The organism is Pedobacter endophyticus (genome assembly GCF_015679185.1).
GTDB lineage: Bacteria > Bacteroidota > Bacteroidia > Sphingobacteriales > Sphingobacteriaceae > Pedobacter > Pedobacter endophyticus.
The window spans coordinates 4178485-4197300 of record NZ_CP064939.1 but is presented as its reverse complement, the minus strand read 5'-3'; the positions used below and the strand labels follow the sequence as shown (position 1 = coordinate 4197300).

The following is an 18816-nucleotide window of genomic DNA, read 5'->3' as shown; positions in this document are numbered from 1 at the left end:
ATAGAGAAATTTTGTCATTCTGAGGAATAGCCCGTTCTACCATTGACGCTTTATTTCCGTCATTGCGAGGCCGGGCTTGTGCGAGCCGAAGCAATCTGATTTTGCGAAAAGAGATTGCTTCGTGCCTCGCTACAAAGTAGCCCCTTTGGGGCAATGACGATCCGCCTTAAAATGTCACTTACATTGATTTTTTAGCACGAGTTAAACTCAGAATGATAAGAAAAACACAAACCTTAGCTACCCTAAATGCCTAATCAGTAAAAAACAAACACATGATATTCGATACAATCCATCAGTTCAACTTCCCTACAACGATTCGTTTCGGCGCAGGCGCAGTGAAAGAATTACCGGCCTATTTACAAAAAAACAATTTAAAGGCACCGTTAATTGTAACCGATTCAACCATTGCTCAATTGCAATTCTTTAAGACAATTGTAGAGGATTTAAAATCTAAGCACATTGCTGTAGAAGTGTTTAGCGATATCCACAAAAACCCGGTAAAAAGTGATGTTTACAAAGGTACTGATGCGTGGGATGCAAGTAATCGGGATAGCATTATCGGTATTGGCGGTGGTGCAGCCTTAGATGTTGCCCGGGCAATTGTGCTCCGCGTAAACCATCGCGACGATTTATTTAAATACGATGATTTAATTGGCGGTGATATTTATGTAACCAATGATGTTCCTCCTTTTATTACCATCCCCACCACATCCGGAACGGGTAGTGAAGTTGGTCGCAGTGCGATTATTGCCGACGATGAAACGCATCAGAAAAAGATCTTGTTCTCGCCAAAATTAATGGCTCAGATTGTTTTTGCCGATCCGGAGCTCACTATGGATTTACCTCCATTTATTACCGCCGCAACGGGAATGGATGCTTTAACGCACAACATGGAAGCTTACCTGGCAAAAAATTTCCACCCCATGTGCGATGGAATTGCATTAGAGGGCATTGCACTGATTAACGATTCGCTTGATTGCGCAACCAATCGCCCCGATTTAGAAAGCCGAAGCAAAATGTTACTCGCCTCAATGATGGGCGCCATCGCCTTTCAAAAGGGCCTGGGCGTGGTACACTCGTTGGCGCACCCACTTTCGTCACTTTTAGACACGCACCACGGCTTGGCAAATGCTGTTAATTTACCGTATGGAATGCAGTTTAATATTGCAGGTTTTGAAGATCGATTCCAAAAAATTGCGCAAACCTTAAACCTGAAAGATGAAAATGGCGATGCCGTTGTAAAGTATTTGTTTGATTTAAACTCAAGAGTAAATATTCCACATAAATTGAGCGATATTGGCGTGAAAAACGAGCACATTGAAACATTGGCAGATTTGGCATTTGCAGATTTTGCACATCCGAACAATCCAAAGCCGGTAAGCCGGGAAGATTTTAAACAATTGTATTTAAGTGCGCTGTAAGTTGAAGCTGAAAGGTTAAAGCGGAAAGCGGAAAGCGAAAAGCGAAAAAACTAAAGCTGAGAGCGAAAAGCGGAAAGACTAAAGCTGAAAGCTAAAAGCTAAAAGACCAAAGCAAGGTAGGGAGCAAAAGCATAAGGTAAGTGATAAGTTAAGGATAAAATGAAAAATTATTGTCATCCTGAGCGGAGTCGAAGGACAGATAGCTTTTCATTTTATCCTAGAAAAAGGGCTTCGGCTGAGTTTATCTCGAGCATTTCGACTGGAGTTTAATCTTGAGCGTAGACGAAAGGCTCAATACAAGCTCAAGTCGAAAGGCTCATACTGACAACTGACAAACTTACCTCAAGCATTGGGGAGCCTGAGTTGGGCTTAAAAAAAACTAAAAGATTAAAGCAAAATTGGCTCATTGCTAACTCCTCCTATCGGGAGGCTATGTGGGGCTTAAGTGTAAATAATAATATGTCTGATCAACTAATTATAGGAGTTACCGATTGCAGCAAATTCGATATTTATCGCAATTGGGTTTTATCCTACAATAAAAATGTAGCGGTTATTCAATTAGGCTATAAGCTGAATAATTTCGACGATATTAAGAAATGCGATGGCATTGTGTTAACCGGCGGCGAAGACGTAAACCCGCGGTTTTACAATTTGCCCGAGTATTATCATTATTGTCATGAAGATGATGTTGACGATCAGCGGGATGAATTTGAGTTTAAAGTTCTGGAATACACGGAGGCAAACGGAGTCCCCGTTTTGGGAATCTGTCGCGGCATGCAAGTTGCAAACGTCTTCTTTGGAGGTACTTTAATTCCGGATATCGCTACGTGGGGAAAATTCGATCATTCTAAAATGCCCGATAACAGCGATCGCTATCACGAAATCATTGTCAATCCTTCTTCCTGGTTAAATAGAATCGTAAACACCGATAAAGGTTTAGTAAACAGCAATCACCATCAAAGTACCGAAAAGATGGGAAAAGGTCTGGTAGTGAGTGCCCTGTCTCCCGATGGAATTGCTGAGGCCATGGAAAGGCTTCACCCGAAAGACAAACCATTTCTTCTGCTCGTACAGTGGCATCCCGAAAGATTAAAAGATCAACAGGGTCCTTTCAGTAAAAACCTGCACGAAGCATTTATTCAGGAAGTCAGGAAGTTTGCGAGTCGAAAGTAGAAGAAAAAAGACTAAGGAGAGAGACTAAAGCTAAAAGCGGAAAGACTAAAGCTGAAAGCAAAAAACAATCAGCCACATACATCTGGTTAACCATCCAATCGGTGTAATCAACCTAAAGGAAAATCTGTGTAATCAAACAAAAACATGCAAATCATCAACCCAGCAACGGAAGAGGTAATCGCACATCTCGAAGAAGACCGCCAACCTGCGCTTAACGCGAAGTTTAAACTTTTAAAGCAAGCGCAACCAATTTGGGCAGAAAAGTCGCTTAGTGAAAGAATAAACATCATTTCTACTTTCAGTGGTTTTCTGGAAGCTGAAATCGAGCGTTTGGCTGCCACTTTAACAAGCGAAGTTGGTAAGCCTCTGCAGCAAGCCAGAAACGAAATCAATGGCGCAAGATCGCGAATTAAATGGATGTTAAGCCATGCTGAAAAATACCTGAGCGATGAGATTATGGTTGAGGAACCCGGACTTAAGGAAATTATCAAATATGAGCCTCTGGGCGTAGTCTGCAACATTTCGGCGTGGAATTACCCATATCTCGTCGGCGTTAACGTTTTTATTCCGGCGCTGTTAAACGGCAATGCGGTAATGTACAAACCATCAGAACATGCAACTTTAACAGGTCTCGAAATCGAAAAGTTGTTAAAAAAAGCTGGCGTACCCGATGAGATATTTCAAGTTGCAATTGGTGGCGGGCAAACGGGCGCCGAGCTGTTAAAGCTCGATTTCGACGGCTATTTTTTTACGGGCTCTTATAAAACGGGCAAACTGATTTACGAAGCAGTGGCCACAAAAATGGTTCCCTGCCAGCTTGAACTGGGCGGCAAAGATCCGCTTTATATTGCCGAAGATGTTTCGGACGTTGAAAATGCTGCAATGGCAACAGCCGATGGCGCATTTTATAACAACGGGCAAAGCTGCTGTTCGGTAGAGCGTATTTACGTTCACAAGCAACAATATGATGCTTATTTGTCCGCATTTGTTAAAGAAGTGCAAAGCTGGAAAGTTGGTTCGCCAACAGATAGCGACACGTATCTCGGCGCTTTGACCAGAAAGGAACAGATCGGCGTTTTACAAAATCAGGTTAGCGATGCTTTGGCGAAGGGCGCAAAATTGCTTCACGGCGGAAAGCCCATTGCAAACAAAGGATACTTTTTCGAGCCCACGGTTTTAAGCGAGGTAACCAATGATATGCTGGTTATGCAAGAGGAAAGCTTCGGGCCGATTATCGGTATTATGAAAGTTGAAAATGATGAGGAGGCTTTAAAAATGATGCAAGACACCAATTACGGCCTTACGGCATCGATATATACAGCCGACCAGAAAAGAGCGGAAAGTTTACTAAGCAAACTTGATGCAGGCTCGGGCTATTGGAACTGTTGCGACAGGGTAAGTGCGGCACTCCCGTGGAGCGGACGAAAATATTCGGGCATCGGCGCCACACTTTCGCACCAGGGTTTGCGGGCTTTTTCGAAACCAAAGGCCTATCATTTACGCGGTTAATTCGATATGGAGAACAATCAACTTATTGAAGGCGAAATTGCCGATTACCTTTTAACCGACGAAGGAATTCTGATTTCGTATAGCAAAAGCATTTTGCGCACCGTAAACAATATTACCGCCAATGTAGAATTGGTTAAAAACATTACAGGCAGCAAGCCTGTGCCGTTGTTAATTTATCTTAAAAATTCGCCTATTCCGGATAAGGAAACCCGAAAATTATCAACAGAAAAACTCCCTGAAATTTATAAGGCAATGGCAATGGTTTCAAAGCCGGGCTTATCACAATTAATTATGCGTATACTTTTCAAGTTTCAAAACCCGCCCATACCGATAAAGTCATTTACTGATGATAAGAAAGCCATGGAGTGGTTAAGGAAAAGCCTTTAAGGTCCATCCTAGCAAAGGCAGTGGTCAGGCTTGTTCCTCCTAGTCCCTCCCCAGAAGGGAGGAACTTAAGGGTCTGTCCCGCCCTGAACAAAGTTGACTAAAAAAAGTAGTTAAGATAGGGATTACTTCTCTTCGTGCCAAGTACAGCATGAGCTTCAAACCTACTTTAAACACGGTGGATCAAACCACACACGCTGTTTCCCTCTCTACCGGAGAGGGACTTGCATTGTCAGAACAAATACCACATGCTTTGATAGGGTGAGGCTTTTTCTATTTTTTTTAATAAATTGCGGATTAATATGCATTCGATCCATTTACAATTCTGATTTAATGAAAAAGTTATTCCTGATTATCTCCTGCTGTATTTTTACGGCCAATTTATACGCTCAAACCTTAGTTAACGAAACAGAAATCGGCGATGGTGAACCAGCCATTTCTCCGGCGCCGATCGCTATCATTCCTGAGCCGGTTTCATTAATGAAAAAAGCCGGAACGTTTACATTGCCCGAAAATGTAACCATTCAGACCACAAAAGGCGGTGATGTTAAACAAGCTATTATTTATTTAACAGACAGGATTAAAACAGCAACAGGAAAATTTGTAAGTACCGCCAACGCAGCCAATCATCCAACCATAAAACTGATTTTAAATACGCAGCCGGATGCCCAGCTCGGAAACGAGGGCTATAAACTTAATGTAAATCCTACGCAAATTGTAATTACTGCTAACAAACCTGCCGGTATTTTCTGGGGCGCACAATCGCTTATTCAACTCTTCCCAACCGAAATTGAAAGTAAGGAAGTGGTAGAGCACATTAAATGGAAAGTGCCTTGCGTAGATGTTGTCGATTATCCGAAATTGGGCTGGCGGGGACTCATGTTTGATGTGGCCCGACATTTCTTTACCAAAGACGAGGTTAAGCAATTTATTGATAACATGGTGCGCTACAAATTTAATCTGCTGCATTTGCATCTGGCTGATGACGAGGGCTGGAGAATTGAGATCAAGGGCTTGCCAAAACTGACTGAAGTTGGTGCATGGAGCGTTAAAAAAGTGGGCACTTTTGGCGATTTTACGCCTCCAACAGCCGATGAACCGCGTACTTACGGTGGTTTTTACACGCAAGAAGATATTAAAGAGCTGGTACAATATGCGCAAGATCGCTTTGTAAACATCCTGCCCGAAATTGATGTTCCCGGACATAGTCTTGCGATTATTGCTTCGTACCCCGAATTATCGTGCACACCAGGCGCCGAAAACTATAAAGTGCGCTCGGGCGAAAAAATTATGGATTGGAGCCGCGGAGCCCCGCCAATTGCATTGGTTGATAATACGCTTTGCCCTGCTAACGAAAAAGTGTACAGCTTTTTAGATACGGTTCTTACGCAGGTTGCCCAGTTGTTTCCATTCGAGTACATTCACATGGGTGGCGATGAAGCGCCGCATAACTTTTGGGAAAAGAACGATCAGGTAAAGGCCTTAATGCAGCGTGAAGGACTAAAAACCATTCCGCAGGTACAGGCGTATTTCGAAAAAAGGGTGGAACAAATTGTGATAGCCAAGGGCAAAAAATTTATGGGCTGGGATGAAATCCTCGAGGGCGGCGTATCTCCTACCGCGGCGGTGATGAGCTGGCGAGGCATGAAATATGGCATTCAGGCCGCTAATGATAAACACAACGTGGTAATGAGTCCAACCGAGTTTGCTTATTTAGATTATATGCAGGCCGACCCCATTACCGAACCAAAGGTGTATGCATCGCTGCGATTAAACAAGGCTTATCAGTTTAATCCTGTGCCCGCAAGTGTAAATGCACAGTATGTTATCGGCGGACAAGCAAATCTTTGGACGGAACAGATTTTCAACTTCCGCCAGGTTCAGTATATGGTTTGGCCACGTGCTTTTGCCATTTCCGAATCAGTTTGGAGTCCTGTCGAAAAGAAGAACTGGAGCAACTTTGTCGATCGCACTGAAGAACACTTTAAGCGTTTGGATCTGGCAGAAATAAAGTATTCGCCAGCCATTTATGATCCAATTATTAATGTGAAACGTTCTCCAGACCGTCAACTCATGATTGAATTAACGCCTGAGATTGATGGCCTCGACATTTACTATAGTTTTGATAATTCCACTCCCGATCGTTTCTATCCGAAGTACACTTCCGCCCTCGTTCCGCCGAAAGATGCCAGCATGCTGCGCATTATCACTTACCGCGGCAAACAACCCATCGGCAGGTTGATCAGCATTCCGGTTACAGATTTGCAAAAAAGATCGAAATAATGGGTAAGGAAATTGAGCGCAAATTCTTACTGAACCATGCGGAATGGGAAAAAGTAGAAAAGCCCGCCGGAAAACATTTCAGGCAAGGCTACATCACAACCGATCCTGCTAAAACGATCAGAGTAAGGGCAACGGAAAATACAGGCTGGTTGACCATAAAAGGAATGTCTGTTGGTGCTACAAGATTGGAATACGAATACGAAATTCCCTTAACAGACGCCATAGAGCTGTTGGATAATTTTTCGGAAAGTGAACTCGAGAAAACACGATATGAAATTGAATTCTGCGACAAGCTTTGGGAAGTGGACGTCTTTCGGGGACAAAACCAGGGATTGATCGTTGCAGAAATTGAGCTATCGTCAGAAACCGAACAGTTTGAGTTACCACTATGGGTAGCAGAGGAGGTTACGCATGATAAGCGATATTACAACTCCAACTTAACCGTGCATCCTTTTCAAGATTGGAAATAATTTCCTCATGCTAGTCAGCGCTCGTTTCATGCTAGTGCTCGTTTCATGCTAGCGCTCGTTTCTAACGAGCGCCGAATAGCAAAGCGTTTTCTACGCAACGACGAATCTGTTTAAAGGCAGCTTAAAGATTTCTTCCTCAAAGCTCAGACGCAAATGAGGATAAGCACCGCTTGCTTTCGGCTTCTGCTAATTGGTTACAGATATCTCAACCGATGAAGGATAGGTTATCGATATGACGGCGTTGTTATTTGTTATTCACGCTAGCGCTCGTTTCTAACGAGCGCCGAATAGCAAAGCGTCTTCTACGCAACGACGAATCTGTTTAAAGGAAGCTTAAAGATTTCTTCTCATGCGAGCGCTCGTTTCTAACGAGCGCTGATTAGCAAAGCGTTTTCTACGCGACTACTTATTCTGCTGGCGTAGCAGTATTCGGTTTAATTATTTTTTTCAGCTCAACATCGAACACAAGCGGCGTAAACGGGTTAAACGGACCGCCTCCATTTTCGCCAAAGGCCAGCTTTGAAGGCAAAATCATTTTGATTTTGCCACCGACGCCAATCATTTGAATTCCCTGAATTACCCCTTGCGGTAGTTGGCCCAAAGGCAAGTTTCGCGGCACATATTGAACGCTTTCAGAAAATATGCCTGCATCTCGTGCAACCTTCGCATCAGAAGTATCGAACACATTCAGCTGTCCATTCGATTTTTTGTTAAGAAACTGCCCCGTATAATTCATCACTACCGTATCTAACAAAGTGGCCCGCTCGCTATTTCCCGGGCGCTCGATGATATATCTTAAACCTGAAGGCGCCGTATTCACTTTTAAGTCGTTTTCTTCGATATATTTTTTGATTTTAGCCGGCTCTACAATTTTATTTTTTTCAATCAGGCCTTTGTACTCAGCCTCAAAAAACAGCCGTTTTTTGGCATCAAATATCGAATCCGGATCGTTGCCCTTGTGCAACACCTTCTCAATTTTGATGGTGAAAGTAGCTATTCTTGATTTTAAATTCTTGGGGTTCGGTTGTCCTGAGTACTTCTCCATCGAATCTAAATTCAATTTAAACACCGCACTATCGCCTTCGCCCAATAGTTTCAATCCCGAAGTTAAATCGCCCGGAAACATCGACTTCGTAATGGCAAAAAAAGCAGGCCTTTCGTTATCATACGTATTCACCATCACCGAATCGGGGTTAGTCGTCGTTTCTACCGTTTCTATCCCGTTTAGCTTCACATAATCCCCCTCCTGTATCTTGGGCTTTCCTTCGCTGCTATAAATCTTGTACATCATGCCGCCTTCACCTTTTTCAAACTTGTTGCAAGCAGATAAGCCAAGGGCCACCGCAAATACGAAGAATATACTCTTTCCTTTCATTTAGTTTTCCGTTAAATTAACAAAACGTTCAGATGCCGTTTTTGTTGGGGTATTTTGTAATAATGCAGACAAAGATAGGTGATAATAAGTTTTTAATAAATCTGTACAATGTATTATTTCTACAAATTGCTGTTTCGGTCAGTGCAGACACCAACCGATAAGTGGATTTTCAGCGGTGTTGCACAATGAAGTGCTTTACTTGAGACTGGTGTCTGTCTGAGCCTTTCGACTTGAGCTTGTATTGAGCCTTTCGTCTACGCTCAAGATAAACTCCAGTCGAAATGCTCAGACTAACAATGTTTTTGTTTTTTGCTTACAGGTACAAACAAAAAAATCCTGCCAATTGCTCGGCAGGATTTTTAAATATCCGAATACTTAATTATTTTTTCTCAGGAGCTTCAGCAGCAGCAGGTTTACCCTTAATAATGTCTTTAATCTCTAAATCGAAGGCAATAGGACTGTTTGGCATAATTCCAACCTGTGGAGCGCCTTGTTCGCCATAACCTAGTTTCGATGGAATGATCACCTTAATTTTACCGCCTTTACCAATCATCTGTAAAGCTTCGTTAAAACCGGGAACAGTTTGTCCGATAGCCATTTTTTGTGGGCCGTAAGGTTTTCCGGGGCGTGAGTTGCCTTCTGCCTTATCTAATTTCTCGTCGCTTGTATCAAATATTTTGTATTTGCCGTCTTTACCTTTTTTGGTAACCCTACCAGTATAATCAACCAATACCGTATCGCCAATTGTTGCCCTTTCAGCCGAACCGGGTTTCTCAATTACATAGCTTAAACCACTTGCTGTAGTTTTAACGTCTAGTTTGTTATCTTCTATAAAGCTTTTGATTTTTGCAGGCTCAGCAGCCTTTTGTTTGTCTGCTGTTGCTTTCATATCCGCCTGATATAATTCCATTACCCTTTTTTGGAAGGTAGAATCAGCCTCGCCAGTATTTTTCTTGAAAACCTTTTCAATTTTAACCGTGAAGGTAATGTACTTATCATTTTTAAACTGCTCTGGCTTTGGTTGTTTGCTTTGCGCAGCCATAGTATCTAAATTCACTTTAAAGGTAGCGCTATCGCCTTCGCCAAACAATGTTAACACATCATTCATGTCGCCAGCGTACATTTTCTTTTGTGCAGGAAAAAAAGCAGGCATTTCATTGTCGTAAGTGCTTGCTAGAACAGAATCTTTATCGTTGGTTTGAACAAAGTTCATTTTAACGATATCGCCTTCTTTAATTTTTTCTTTGCCTTCCGAGTGGTGAATGGTGTATAACAACCCTCCGGCACCTTTTTTCTCTTTGTTACAAGCCGCTAAACCTAAAGTTGCCGCTGCTAGAATAATTAATCCTTTTTTCATTTATTTATTTTGACTTTTTTTTTAAAAATTGATTACACTGATTTACTTTTTGCTCTTCAGACTTCGGACTCAACACTCCCTACTCAACACTCCAAACTCAACTAGCAAGCAACTGTTCTTTATATTCTTCTAAAATTGACTTAAACTCGGCTACAACCTCTGCCAATGGTTTTTCCGCAGCTCCACCAGCGGCATTTCTGTGCCCGCCGCCGTTGAAATATTTTTTGCAGATCTCATTGGCCGGAAAATCGCCTGTAGATCTCACCGATAATTTAATCTTATCCGTGCGCTCTATAATTAAGGCGGCCAACTTAATACCGTTAATAGATAACGCATAATTCACTACCCCTTCGGTATCGCCGGTAGCGCTTTGATATTTTGCAAGCTCCTCTTTGGTAACCGAAATGATAGCTGTATTGTACTCCCTGATCACCTCCAACTTGTTGGATAGGCAATAACCTAAAAAACGGATGCGATTTTCACTGGCATTATCGTAAACCAACTGATGGATTTTCCAATGCTCGGCACCTAAATCAATTAAATCTGCCGCGATGCGATAAACTTCTGATGTGGCAGATGGAAAACGAAAGGACCCTGAATCGGTCATTATTCCCGTATATAAACACGATGCAACATCTTTATTGATGCCGTCAACATCTTGCAATTGGTTCACAATAAAATCGTACACCAACTGTGCAGCTGCACAGGCATTGATATCCCAATGGCGATAATCGTCGAAATCTTCCGGCTCCAAATGATGATCGATCATTACTTTTGTCGCCTTTGCGGCTCTAACGAGTTCACCAAGCTCATTAATGCGGCTCAGGGTGTTAAAATCGAGACAAAAAATAATCGAGGCTTCATCAACCAGTTTAGCGGCCTGTTCCTGTGCTTCGGTAAAAATAATTACATCAGCGTTATTGGGCATCCAGTGCAAAAACGTCGGATAATCGGTCGGCGTAATCACCTTAACATGGTGGCCTTTCTGAATCAAATAGCCGTACAAACCTAACGACGAGCCCATTGCATCGCCATCTGGCTTATGATGGGTTGTTATTACAATTCGTTGTGGAGTAGCCAGTAAGGCTTTTAATTCAGTTAGTGTCAACATATATTTTTTGCGAGGCAAAGCTAAGTAAAAATTAATATTAATGTGCGCTTTTAAACGTTATCCTTTTAATATTCATCAATTAAAACGTATTTTTGCAAAAAAATTGATATCAAAACACAATGAGCACTAACAGAACTTTTACCATGATCAAGCCAGATGCGGTTGCAAACGGCCACATCGGATCGATCATAAATGACATTACTAATGCTGGTTTCAAAATCATCGCATTAAAATATACTAAGCTTACAGAAGAAAGTGCAGGTCAATTTTATGCTGTTCATGCCGAGCGTCCTTTCTATAAAGATTTGGTAAGCTTTATGTCTTCAGGACCTATTGTTGCTGCAATTTTAGAGAAAGAGAATGCAATTGAGGACTTTAGAAAATTAATTGGCGCTACTAATCCTGCAGAAGCTGCAGAAGGTACAATTCGCCAAAAATATGCTAAATCTATTGATGCGAATGCTGTTCACGGATCAGATTCTGACGAGAATGCCGAAATTGAAGGCAACTTCTTTTTTAATGCCGACGAGCGCTTCTAAATTTAGCTGAACTTACTGTTAAAACCTCGATTTTTTCGGGGTTTTATTGTTTTTGGCAATTTCGTATCTTACACACCAAAATAATCAAACAAATTAATCGTTAGCAATAACAATACTCACACCTAAATGAAAAGAATTTTCTTAGCGGCTTGCTTATCCGGATTGGCCGCTGCTTCTTTTGCACAAACCAAAACCGCTGTAAGAAAGCCTGTTGCAAAGAAAACCACCATTACCAAAAAAACTACTACCAGCGCTGCTGTAATGAGCTTAAAGTCGAGTTTAGATTCAACCAGTTATGCTTTCGGAACGTCAATTGGCGCCAGTTTAAAATCAACCGGTCTCTCTACCTTAAATTACGAGGTGCTTTTAAGAGGGCTAAAAGATTCATTTGCGGGTGGCAAAGCCATATTAACGCAGGAGCAAGCTCAACAATGCATAAACGAAGCCATCACCAAAGCATCGGCAGTAAAAAACAAGGCTGAGGCCGAAGCCAATAAAATTAAATATGCACCCATGATAAAAGAAGGACAAACATTTTTAGAAGAGAACAAAAAACGTGCTGGCGTACAAACAACGGCTAGCGGCCTGCAATATGAGGTAATAACAGCAGGAACCGGGGTTAAACCTACGGCTACCGATTCGGTATTGGTACATTATAAGGGTACTTTACTAAACGGAAAACAATTCGACAGCTCTTACGATCGTGGCGAACCGATCAGCTTTCCGCTGAACAGGGTAATTGCCGGTTGGACGGAAGGAGTACAGTTGATGCCAGCGGGTTCAAAATACAGATTTTTTATCCCTTACAATTTAGCCTACGGTGAACGCGGTGCAGGTGCCGATATCCCGCCTTATAGTGCATTAATTTTTGAGGTTGAGCTGCTAAAGGTAAACGGGAAGTAACCAAGCGGCCGGGCAAAGGGTCGGGAGCTACCTGGCAACATCACCTGACCTTCCCAATGCTATTAAGTTAAGGATAAAGCGAAAAAATATTGTCATCCTGAGCATTTCGACTACGCTCAACACAGGCTCAGTCGAAGGACAGATATTTTTCGTTTTATCCTATAGAAAGGGTCTTCGACTCCGCTCAGATCCGATAGCTATCTGATGACAATTGACAAGCTTAACTTAATAGCATCACCTGCCCGTCCGCTCAGGCGGGGGTTGTACACAACCTTCTGTAATCAGAACATGAGACAAATAAGGGTCGTGTAAAACTTTTTTCAACGATTAATGTTAGGTTATACAAATTAACATGATTATGAAAAAAGCATCCCATTTAGCACTAATCGCATTTTTATGCAGTACTTTATCAAGTTGTGAACTTGTTGGAGGTATTTTTAAAGCCGGCGTTTGGTCGGGTATTATTATAGTTGTAGTCGTAGTTGCACTACTCATTTGGATCCTGGCCAAAATATTTGGCGGCGGAAGAGGCTAAGTAAAATCCAACCCTTTGGGGGTTTCTGAACGCAAAATAAATAGGCTGATAAATTAGTTTTTATCAGCCTATTTATTTTAATATTGTAGCGATGAAAATATTTAACCTACAGCCCATCACCGTAACCAAATATATTTTTAACGAAGCGCATTTAGCCGAAAGTCATAACGGTCACAGCTATAGTTCGGGCTTTGAATTTAAGTGCAGCGTGGTCGACTCATTAAAAACAATGGTTATTTCGTTTGATATCCTTTCTACTGTTGGAGGAGTAGAATGGGAGGAAACAATTATCTCTAGCGATGATCCAAATGGCTGGACTGTTGAGCTTCATGGCGTGGAAGTAGAAGAGGACGCGGGCGACATACTTGTTTCGTACAAGAGCTCTTGCCGGTTTAACCTCGAAAACCAAGGCTTAGATGCTGATATTAAATCGATGACCGACTTTTTAGGGGAATATTATTTGCACACCCAAAAATTCCTTAATCAATATGGGTTTGAGTCTTTAGAAGCCCAGGAAGAAGAAATGAGGATGAACTATACCTTAAGGGCTGATGCACTCATCGCCATTGAAAACCTGCGGGGAGCTAACATGTACGAGTTTTGATTTCACAACTGGAGAGGTAACAGCGCATGGCACTAGTTTCGGCGTTTATAACAAAACCATCTCCGTAATTACCTCGCTTCCAGCATGCTCATTCAATTTCTGGATAATCCCCTGTCTAACCATCACCAATTCGTTTTTGATTACTGATGATTCTATTCTGATAAATAGTTTCTTATCGCGGATATAAATTTGTGTAGTGCGGTTGGCAATAGCGGTGCCCATAATTTCGGGCCATAGCGCTAAAATAGAGGTTTCATCAAATTTACGACGTAAACGATACACATCGAGCATTTTGCTAACGGCATCTTTCATGGTTAAATCGTTGGGTTTACGCATTTTTTATTTGTCCTTCCGTTACTTCAAAAAACGTTGCATCAACGTCTATTCTATTAAAAATTGATTTTACTCTTTCAATGCCCGTATCGGTAATAAATATTTGACCGAAATCGTGGTGCGACACCATTTGCATTAGCTTTTGAACGCGGTTGTCGTCTAATTTATCAAAAATATCATCTAACAAAAGAAGCGGTTTAAAGCCTTTATTTTTTGCCAAATAGGCATATTGTGCCAGTTTGAGTGCTATCAAAAACGATTTTTGTTGTCCTTGAGACCCAAATTTTTTAAGTGGCATTTCAGCGATCGAAAATACCAGCTCATCTTTATGTATCCCGGTTGTTGTACGTTCTAAAACCCGGTCTTTTTCTACAGATTTCTTTAGCAAATCCTCGAAGCTGTTCTCGTTTAATTGCGATTGATAGTTGAGTTCTACCCTTTCATTGTTATCCGTAAGGTAGATATAATATTGGTTAAACAGCAAAATAAACTCATCCATAAAGGCCTTGCGTGTGGCAAAGATCTTATTGCCGGCCGTTACCAACTGCTCATCCAAAATCTCGAGCAAAGTAGGGTCGTATCTTTTCGTAATTGCAATTTGCTTTAAAAGTGCATTTCTGTTTGCAAGCACGCGGTTGTAGGTAATCAGCTGATCGAGATAATGCGAATCGGTTTGCGAAATTACGTTATCTATAAACTTTCTGCGCTCTTCGCTGCCTTCCATAATCAGGTTGACATCGTATGGAGAAACCATGACCACAGGAAACAAACCGATATGATCAGCGAGTTTTTCGTATTCTTTTTTATTGCGCTTAAATTGTTTTTTCTGGTTGCGTTTTACGCCGCAGCTAACCTTTTCGTTCTTTTTACTCCGGTCGAAATCGCCCTGAATCATGAACACGTCCTCACCGCTTTTTATCTGCTGCCCGTCAATCGGGTTAAAATAACTTTTGCATAAACACAGGTAGTGAATGGCATCGAGCATGTTGGTTTTGCCCGATCCGTTATTACCTGTAAAAACATTCACGGTTTCAGAGAAGTGAACATCAGCATCGCTATAATTTTTGAAATTTAAAAGGGTGACGTTTTTTAACCACATAAATATGTCACAAATTTACCCTTTTTTACCCGCTAAATATCGAATGTTAAAAATAATCGTTGATAAGATTTAAAAAAATTGTACTTTCATTGCGAAGGAAAATGGTATGGTTGCACAAAAAATGTTAGAGGGTAACGTTCTTTGGTCATTTGATCATGAGCTTACCGAAAGTAGAAGCTTAAGCTGGTATAAAAAACTTGCGGGGTTATTTTCGTTTCTAAAGCCCAATCACAGGCACGAGGGAAGCATTTTGCTGGCATCGAACGGTATCTTTATTACCGGCGATGAACAATTGGAAGTTCCCATTTCGCACATCGAAGAGGTTTACATGGGTTTCGACGAACTGTTTCCCGCCTCATCGGTAAAAAACCTGGGCTTATTCTGGCAACCACTCCGCATTAAATCAACAATCAGTCGCACCGAAAGTCAAACCATTTACCTCATCATTAACCATTCGGGCATTTTTAGCGATAACCAAACCTGGTTTAATGCACTCATCAGTCTATTACGAAGATAGCAAATATGTTTTGGTTAGCCTGTTGGCTAATTCATTAATGATTAATCAAATACTTCAAAATAAAGGTTGATACTTTGATTGAAAAATGTATTTTTGCAATCTTAATTTTTTAAACAAACATGTCTAAAACAGATAACCAGACAATTCAACCCGTTAAAAAAGGTTCTTTCTTACAGGAAAATAACAAGAGCTTACTGTTCATTGCAGGTGCTGTAGTTTTATTAATCTTAGTATATCTTTGGTACCAAGGTGTTTATTTAAAAGGCCGTGCCGAAGAAGCTGCAAGCAAAATGTTTAAGGCAGAGCAATATATCGGCGTAGATTCTTTATCGAACAAAGCCGTTAAGGGCGAAAGTGGCTACCCAGGTTTGGAGCAGATTGCTGAAGAATACGACAATACAAAATCGGCTAATCTTGCCAACTTATATTTAGGAGGTATTTATTTGCGCAAAGGCGAATACAAACAAGCGGTTGAGGCGTTAAGCAAATATAGCGCTACTGGCAGCCCGGTTGCAGATCCCTTGGCTTTAGGCTTATTGGGAGATGCTTACAGCGAATTGAAAGATTACAAACAAGCGGCAACTTATTACAAAAAAGCATCAGATAAGGCAAGCAAATTTACTTCGCCGATGTTTTTGAAAAAATTGGGCCTGGTTAACGAAAACCTAAAGGATTTTAGTAGCGCCGTTGATGCTTATACCAAAATCAAAACACAATACCCTGAAAGTGCTGAAGCGCAATTGATAGACGCTTATATTGCCAGAGCACAACAACAAGTTAAATAAACAAAACTCATTATAATTTTAAAAAGACCATCGAACGATGGTCTTTTTTTATGGCCGTTAGTCGGGATTAAAAATCAAAATCTAGATAGGTCAAGATTGCAAATCTCGACCAGCGTGGCGGTTATGATCCGTTCTCCGTCATTGCGAATCCTGATTTTTCCAGCGGGGAGACAAATCTGTTGACTAAGTACTAATGCCAGTTGGATTAAAAATCAAAATCTCGACCAGCGTGCCGGTTATTACCCGTTCTCCGTCATTCTAACCGGAGCTTTTTTAGCGAAAGGAGAAATCTGTTAGCTAAGCACTAGTAAATGTATGTTAAAGAGCCATATCTCCCTATAAAAATCGGGATTCGATCTAACGGGTGGTTATGGTCGGGGTTAACCGTTCCCAGTCATTTACATGTTGAGTTTTAAACAAATCCCTATCCTTAAGCTTATTTTCCATAATTTAGCAAATTCACATTGCCCACATACATGACTGATATTATCCACTTATTGCCCGATGCCGTTGCCAATCAAATTGCTGCCGGAGAAGTTGTACAACGACCGGCCTCTGCAGTTAAGGAATTGCTCGAAAACTCGATCGATGCCGGTGCGGATAAGATTCAGTTGGTAATTAAAGATGCGGGAAAGGCGCTGATTCAGATTATCGATAATGGCTGTGGAATGAGCGTAACCGACGCCCGAATGTGCTTTGAGCGCCACGCTACTTCGAAAGTTAAAAAAGCAGAAGATCTTTTTGCGATCCGCACAATGGGCTTTCGCGGCGAGGCCATGGCCTCCATAGCTGCAATTGCACAGGTGGAGATGAAAACCCGCAGGCACGAAGACGAAATTGGTACGTGTATCTCGATCGAGGGCGCTGTTGTTACCAAACAAGAACCTGTTGCCACCCCCGCGGGTACGCAAATTGCCATAAAAAACTTATTTTTCAATACCCCTGCCCGTCGCAATTTTTTAAAGAGCAATCCCGTTGAGATGCGTCATATTATCGATGAATTTCAACGCGTCGCCCTTGCGCATCCGGCGGTATTTTTCAGTTTGCACCACGATGGAACGGAGATTTTCAACCTGCCAAAAGGGAACTTAAAACAACGTATTGTGCATCTCTTCGGCAATAATTACAACGAACGCCTCGTTCCGGTTGAAGAAGAAACTACCATTATCAACCTTAAAGGTTACATTGGCAAGCCCGCTTTCGCCAAAAAAACGCGTGGCGAACAGTTCTTTTTCGTAAATAACAGGTTTATTAAAGATCCTTACTTAAACCACGCGGTAAGCTCGGCTTTCGACGATCTTCTTCCAGACGACAGTTACCCGCTGTACGTTTTGTTTATTGAGATCGACCCTTCAAAAATCGACGTGAATGTTCATCCGACCAAAACGGAGATTAAATACCTTGATGAAAAATCGATATATGCCATCTTAAAATCGGCAGTAAAACGCTCTATTGGCCGGTACAACATTTCGCCAACCCTGGATTTTGATCAGGAAACAGGCTTTAGCAATATGATTACCCAAAAAGCGGTTGAGGATATTGTTCCGCCGAGTATCAATTTCAATCCCGATTTTAATCCTTTTGCAACCGACAACAGCGGCGCTTCGGGCTATTCATCATCGCCAAGAAATTATGAGGCAAAACCAAGCGCCAAAAACTGGGGTTCGTTATATGAAATTGTAGAGCAACCCGTTGTAGAACAAGCTTCGTTTTATACCGAAGAGCCAATTGAAACCAAACAGAAGCAATACATGCAACTGCACAATCGCTATATTGTTTCGCAAATCAAATCGGGATTAATGGTTATCGATCAACAAATGGCACACGAACGCATCCTTTATGAACGTTTCCTCGTACATTTAGATGATCGCAAGGGCGCTTCGCAACAGAGCTTGTTTCCGCAGACGATTACCCTGAACGCCAACGATTTTGAATTGGCAAAAAGTTTATTGGACGATATAAAAAGTTTGGGTTTTGATGTACGCGAATTTGGCAAAAACACGTTGGTAGTTGAAGGAGTCCCCGTAGATTTGGGCACCAGCAACATTAACGAAACGCAGTTATTTGAGCAATTAATCGAAGGTTTTAAAAACTCTCAACAAGAATTAAAGTTAACAAAAAGAGATAGCCTGGCGAGAACATTGGCCAAGAACAGCGCCATAAAAGCAGGCACAGCCTTGGGCCAGGAAGAGATGAACACCTTAATTGATGAACTTTTCGCCTGCAAAACGCCTAACTTTGGTGTAAACGGAAAACCAGTAATACAAACTATAACCCTGGGCGAGCTGGATAAGAAGTTTGAAAAGGGATAGTTGGGAGTTGGGAGTTTTGAGGGCGGAGTTAGGAGTTGAGAGTCAGAGAGACGAAAGATTGAGGGTGGAAAAGCTGAAAGACGAAAGCTAGAGACTGAAGACTAAA

General features: G+C 41.7%; 18 protein-coding genes. 13 read left to right on the top strand and 5 right to left on the bottom strand.

Annotation, left to right across the window (positions count from 1 at the left end; translation table 11 throughout):
- Positions 1-272: 272 nt before the first annotated feature.
- The 6 genes from IZT61_RS17175 (at position 273) to IZT61_RS17150 (ending at position 7240) form a co-directional block, all read left to right on the top strand.
- Positions 273-1421 (top strand): iron-containing alcohol dehydrogenase, encoded by a 1149-nt coding sequence (locus IZT61_RS17175; RefSeq protein ID WP_196098261.1) that lies wholly within the window; start codon positions 273-275, stop codon positions 1419-1421.
- A gap of 459 nt (positions 1422-1880) precedes the next feature.
- A complete protein-coding gene (locus IZT61_RS17170) occupies positions 1881-2594 on the top strand; it encodes a gamma-glutamyl-gamma-aminobutyrate hydrolase family protein (RefSeq protein WP_196098260.1) in 714 nt (237 codons plus the stop codon).
- Positions 2595-2738: 144 nt separating this feature from the next.
- Complete coding sequence (locus tag IZT61_RS17165; protein WP_196098259.1) at positions 2739-4103, top strand: aldehyde dehydrogenase family protein; 1365 nt, start codon at positions 2739-2741, stop codon at positions 4101-4103.
- 6 nt (positions 4104-4109) lie between these two features.
- Positions 4110-4490 carry a DUF7793 family protein gene (locus tag IZT61_RS17160; RefSeq protein WP_196098258.1) on the top strand — a complete coding sequence of 127 codons (381 nt, stop codon included), beginning with the start codon at positions 4110-4112 and terminating at the stop codon, positions 4488-4490.
- Positions 4491-4820: 330 nt separating this feature from the next.
- Positions 4821-6770 (top strand): beta-N-acetylhexosaminidase, encoded by a 1950-nt coding sequence (locus tag IZT61_RS17155; protein WP_196098257.1) that lies wholly within the window; start codon positions 4821-4823, stop codon positions 6768-6770.
- The gene (locus IZT61_RS17150) at positions 6770-7240 is read left to right on the top strand and encodes a CYTH domain-containing protein (RefSeq protein WP_196098256.1); all 471 of its coding nucleotides are present in this window, start codon (positions 6770-6772) and stop codon (positions 7238-7240) included. The genes IZT61_RS17155 and IZT61_RS17150 overlap by 1 nt, the downstream gene beginning before the upstream one ends.
- Before the next feature lie 406 nt (positions 7241-7646).
- On the opposite strand, the gene IZT61_RS17145 is transcribed toward IZT61_RS17150, so the two are convergent.
- The 3 genes from IZT61_RS17145 to IZT61_RS17135 form a co-directional block, all read right to left on the bottom strand.
- On the bottom strand, positions 7647-8615 hold the full coding sequence (locus IZT61_RS17145; RefSeq protein ID WP_196098255.1) for an FKBP-type peptidyl-prolyl cis-trans isomerase: 969 nt from the start codon (positions 8613-8615) through the stop codon (positions 7647-7649).
- A 379-nt stretch (positions 8616-8994) separates the two neighbouring features.
- Positions 8995-9972: an FKBP-type peptidyl-prolyl cis-trans isomerase gene (locus IZT61_RS17140; protein ID WP_196098254.1), complete on the bottom strand. Its 978-nt coding sequence runs from the start codon at positions 9970-9972 to the stop codon at positions 8995-8997.
- A 97-nt stretch (positions 9973-10069) separates the two neighbouring features.
- Complete coding sequence (locus IZT61_RS17135; RefSeq protein WP_196098253.1) at positions 10070-11083, bottom strand: DHH family phosphoesterase; 1014 nt, start codon at positions 11081-11083, stop codon at positions 10070-10072.
- Between the two features lie 119 nt (positions 11084-11202).
- Between IZT61_RS17135 and IZT61_RS17130 the strand changes: the two genes are divergently transcribed.
- The 4 genes from IZT61_RS17130 (at position 11203) to IZT61_RS17115 (ending at position 13664) form a co-directional block, all read left to right on the top strand.
- Entirely contained in the window at positions 11203-11622 is a 420-nt protein-coding gene (locus IZT61_RS17130) for a nucleoside-diphosphate kinase (protein WP_196098252.1), read from the top strand.
- A 126-nt stretch (positions 11623-11748) separates the two neighbouring features.
- Entirely contained in the window at positions 11749-12525 is a 777-nt protein-coding gene (locus IZT61_RS17125) for an FKBP-type peptidyl-prolyl cis-trans isomerase (protein ID WP_196098251.1), read from the top strand.
- Between the two features lie 358 nt (positions 12526-12883).
- On the top strand, positions 12884-13060 hold the full coding sequence (locus tag IZT61_RS17120) for a hypothetical protein (protein WP_196098250.1): 177 nt from the start codon (positions 12884-12886) through the stop codon (positions 13058-13060).
- Between the two features lie 91 nt (positions 13061-13151).
- Positions 13152-13664 (top strand): hypothetical protein, encoded by a 513-nt coding sequence (locus IZT61_RS17115; protein ID WP_196098249.1) that lies wholly within the window; start codon positions 13152-13154, stop codon positions 13662-13664.
- A 45-nt stretch (positions 13665-13709) separates the two neighbouring features.
- Here the strand turns inward: IZT61_RS17115 and IZT61_RS17110 are convergent, their stop codons facing one another.
- Positions 13710-14000: a DUF721 domain-containing protein gene (locus IZT61_RS17110; protein ID WP_196098248.1), complete on the bottom strand. Its 291-nt coding sequence runs from the start codon at positions 13998-14000 to the stop codon at positions 13710-13712.
- On the bottom strand, positions 13993-15096 hold the full coding sequence (gene recF, locus IZT61_RS17105; protein WP_196098247.1) for a DNA replication/repair protein RecF: 1104 nt from the start codon (positions 15094-15096) through the stop codon (positions 13993-13995). The genes IZT61_RS17110 and recF overlap by 8 nt, the downstream gene beginning before the upstream one ends.
- A 106-nt stretch (positions 15097-15202) precedes the next feature.
- Here recF and IZT61_RS17100 point away from each other — a divergent pair, with 106 nt between their 5' ends.
- The 3 genes from IZT61_RS17100 (at position 15203) to mutL (ending at position 18710) form a co-directional block, all read left to right on the top strand.
- Entirely contained in the window at positions 15203-15613 is a 411-nt protein-coding gene (locus tag IZT61_RS17100; protein WP_196098246.1) for a hypothetical protein, read from the top strand.
- Between the two features lie 119 nt (positions 15614-15732).
- Positions 15733-16398, top strand: a complete 666-nt coding sequence (locus IZT61_RS17095) for a tetratricopeptide repeat protein (RefSeq protein WP_196098245.1) — start codon at positions 15733-15735, stop codon at positions 16396-16398.
- A 476-nt stretch (positions 16399-16874) separates the two neighbouring features.
- On the top strand, positions 16875-18710 hold the full coding sequence (gene mutL, locus IZT61_RS17090; protein WP_196098244.1) for a DNA mismatch repair endonuclease MutL: 1836 nt from the start codon (positions 16875-16877) through the stop codon (positions 18708-18710).
- Positions 18711-18816: the final 106 nt, after the last annotated feature.

Coding starts and splice junctions, on each gene's coding strand:
- IZT61_RS17160 (WP_196098258.1), top strand. CDS start 4,110: ATGGAGAACAATCAACTTATTGAAGGCGAAATTGCCGATTACCTTTTA.
- IZT61_RS17110 (WP_196098248.1), bottom strand. CDS start 14,000: ATGCGTAAACCCAACGATTTAACCATGAAAGATGCCGTTAGCAAAATG.
- IZT61_RS17175 (WP_196098261.1), top strand. CDS start 273: ATGATATTCGATACAATCCATCAGTTCAACTTCCCTACAACGATTCGT.
- IZT61_RS17125 (WP_196098251.1), top strand. CDS start 11,749: ATGAAAAGAATTTTCTTAGCGGCTTGCTTATCCGGATTGGCCGCTGCT.
- IZT61_RS17115 (WP_196098249.1), top strand. CDS start 13,152: ATGAAAATATTTAACCTACAGCCCATCACCGTAACCAAATATATTTTT.
- IZT61_RS17120 (WP_196098250.1), top strand. CDS start 12,884: ATGAAAAAAGCATCCCATTTAGCACTAATCGCATTTTTATGCAGTACT.
- IZT61_RS17170 (WP_196098260.1), top strand. CDS start 1,881: ATGTCTGATCAACTAATTATAGGAGTTACCGATTGCAGCAAATTCGAT.
- IZT61_RS17135 (WP_196098253.1), bottom strand. CDS start 11,083: ATGTTGACACTAACTGAATTAAAAGCCTTACTGGCTACTCCACAACGA.
- IZT61_RS17145 (WP_196098255.1), bottom strand. CDS start 8,615: ATGAAAGGAAAGAGTATATTCTTCGTATTTGCGGTGGCCCTTGGCTTA.
- IZT61_RS17100 (WP_196098246.1), top strand. CDS start 15,203: ATGGTTGCACAAAAAATGTTAGAGGGTAACGTTCTTTGGTCATTTGAT.
- IZT61_RS17155 (WP_196098257.1), top strand. CDS start 4,821: ATGAAAAAGTTATTCCTGATTATCTCCTGCTGTATTTTTACGGCCAAT.
- IZT61_RS17095 (WP_196098245.1), top strand. CDS start 15,733: ATGTCTAAAACAGATAACCAGACAATTCAACCCGTTAAAAAAGGTTCT.
- mutL (WP_196098244.1), top strand. CDS start 16,875: ATGACTGATATTATCCACTTATTGCCCGATGCCGTTGCCAATCAAATT.
- IZT61_RS17140 (WP_196098254.1), bottom strand. CDS start 9,972: ATGAAAAAAGGATTAATTATTCTAGCAGCGGCAACTTTAGGTTTAGCG.
- IZT61_RS17130 (WP_196098252.1), top strand. CDS start 11,203: ATGAGCACTAACAGAACTTTTACCATGATCAAGCCAGATGCGGTTGCA.
- recF (WP_196098247.1), bottom strand. CDS start 15,096: ATGTGGTTAAAAAACGTCACCCTTTTAAATTTCAAAAATTATAGCGAT.
- IZT61_RS17150 (WP_196098256.1), top strand. CDS start 6,770: ATGGGTAAGGAAATTGAGCGCAAATTCTTACTGAACCATGCGGAATGG.
- IZT61_RS17165 (WP_196098259.1), top strand. CDS start 2,739: ATGCAAATCATCAACCCAGCAACGGAAGAGGTAATCGCACATCTCGAA.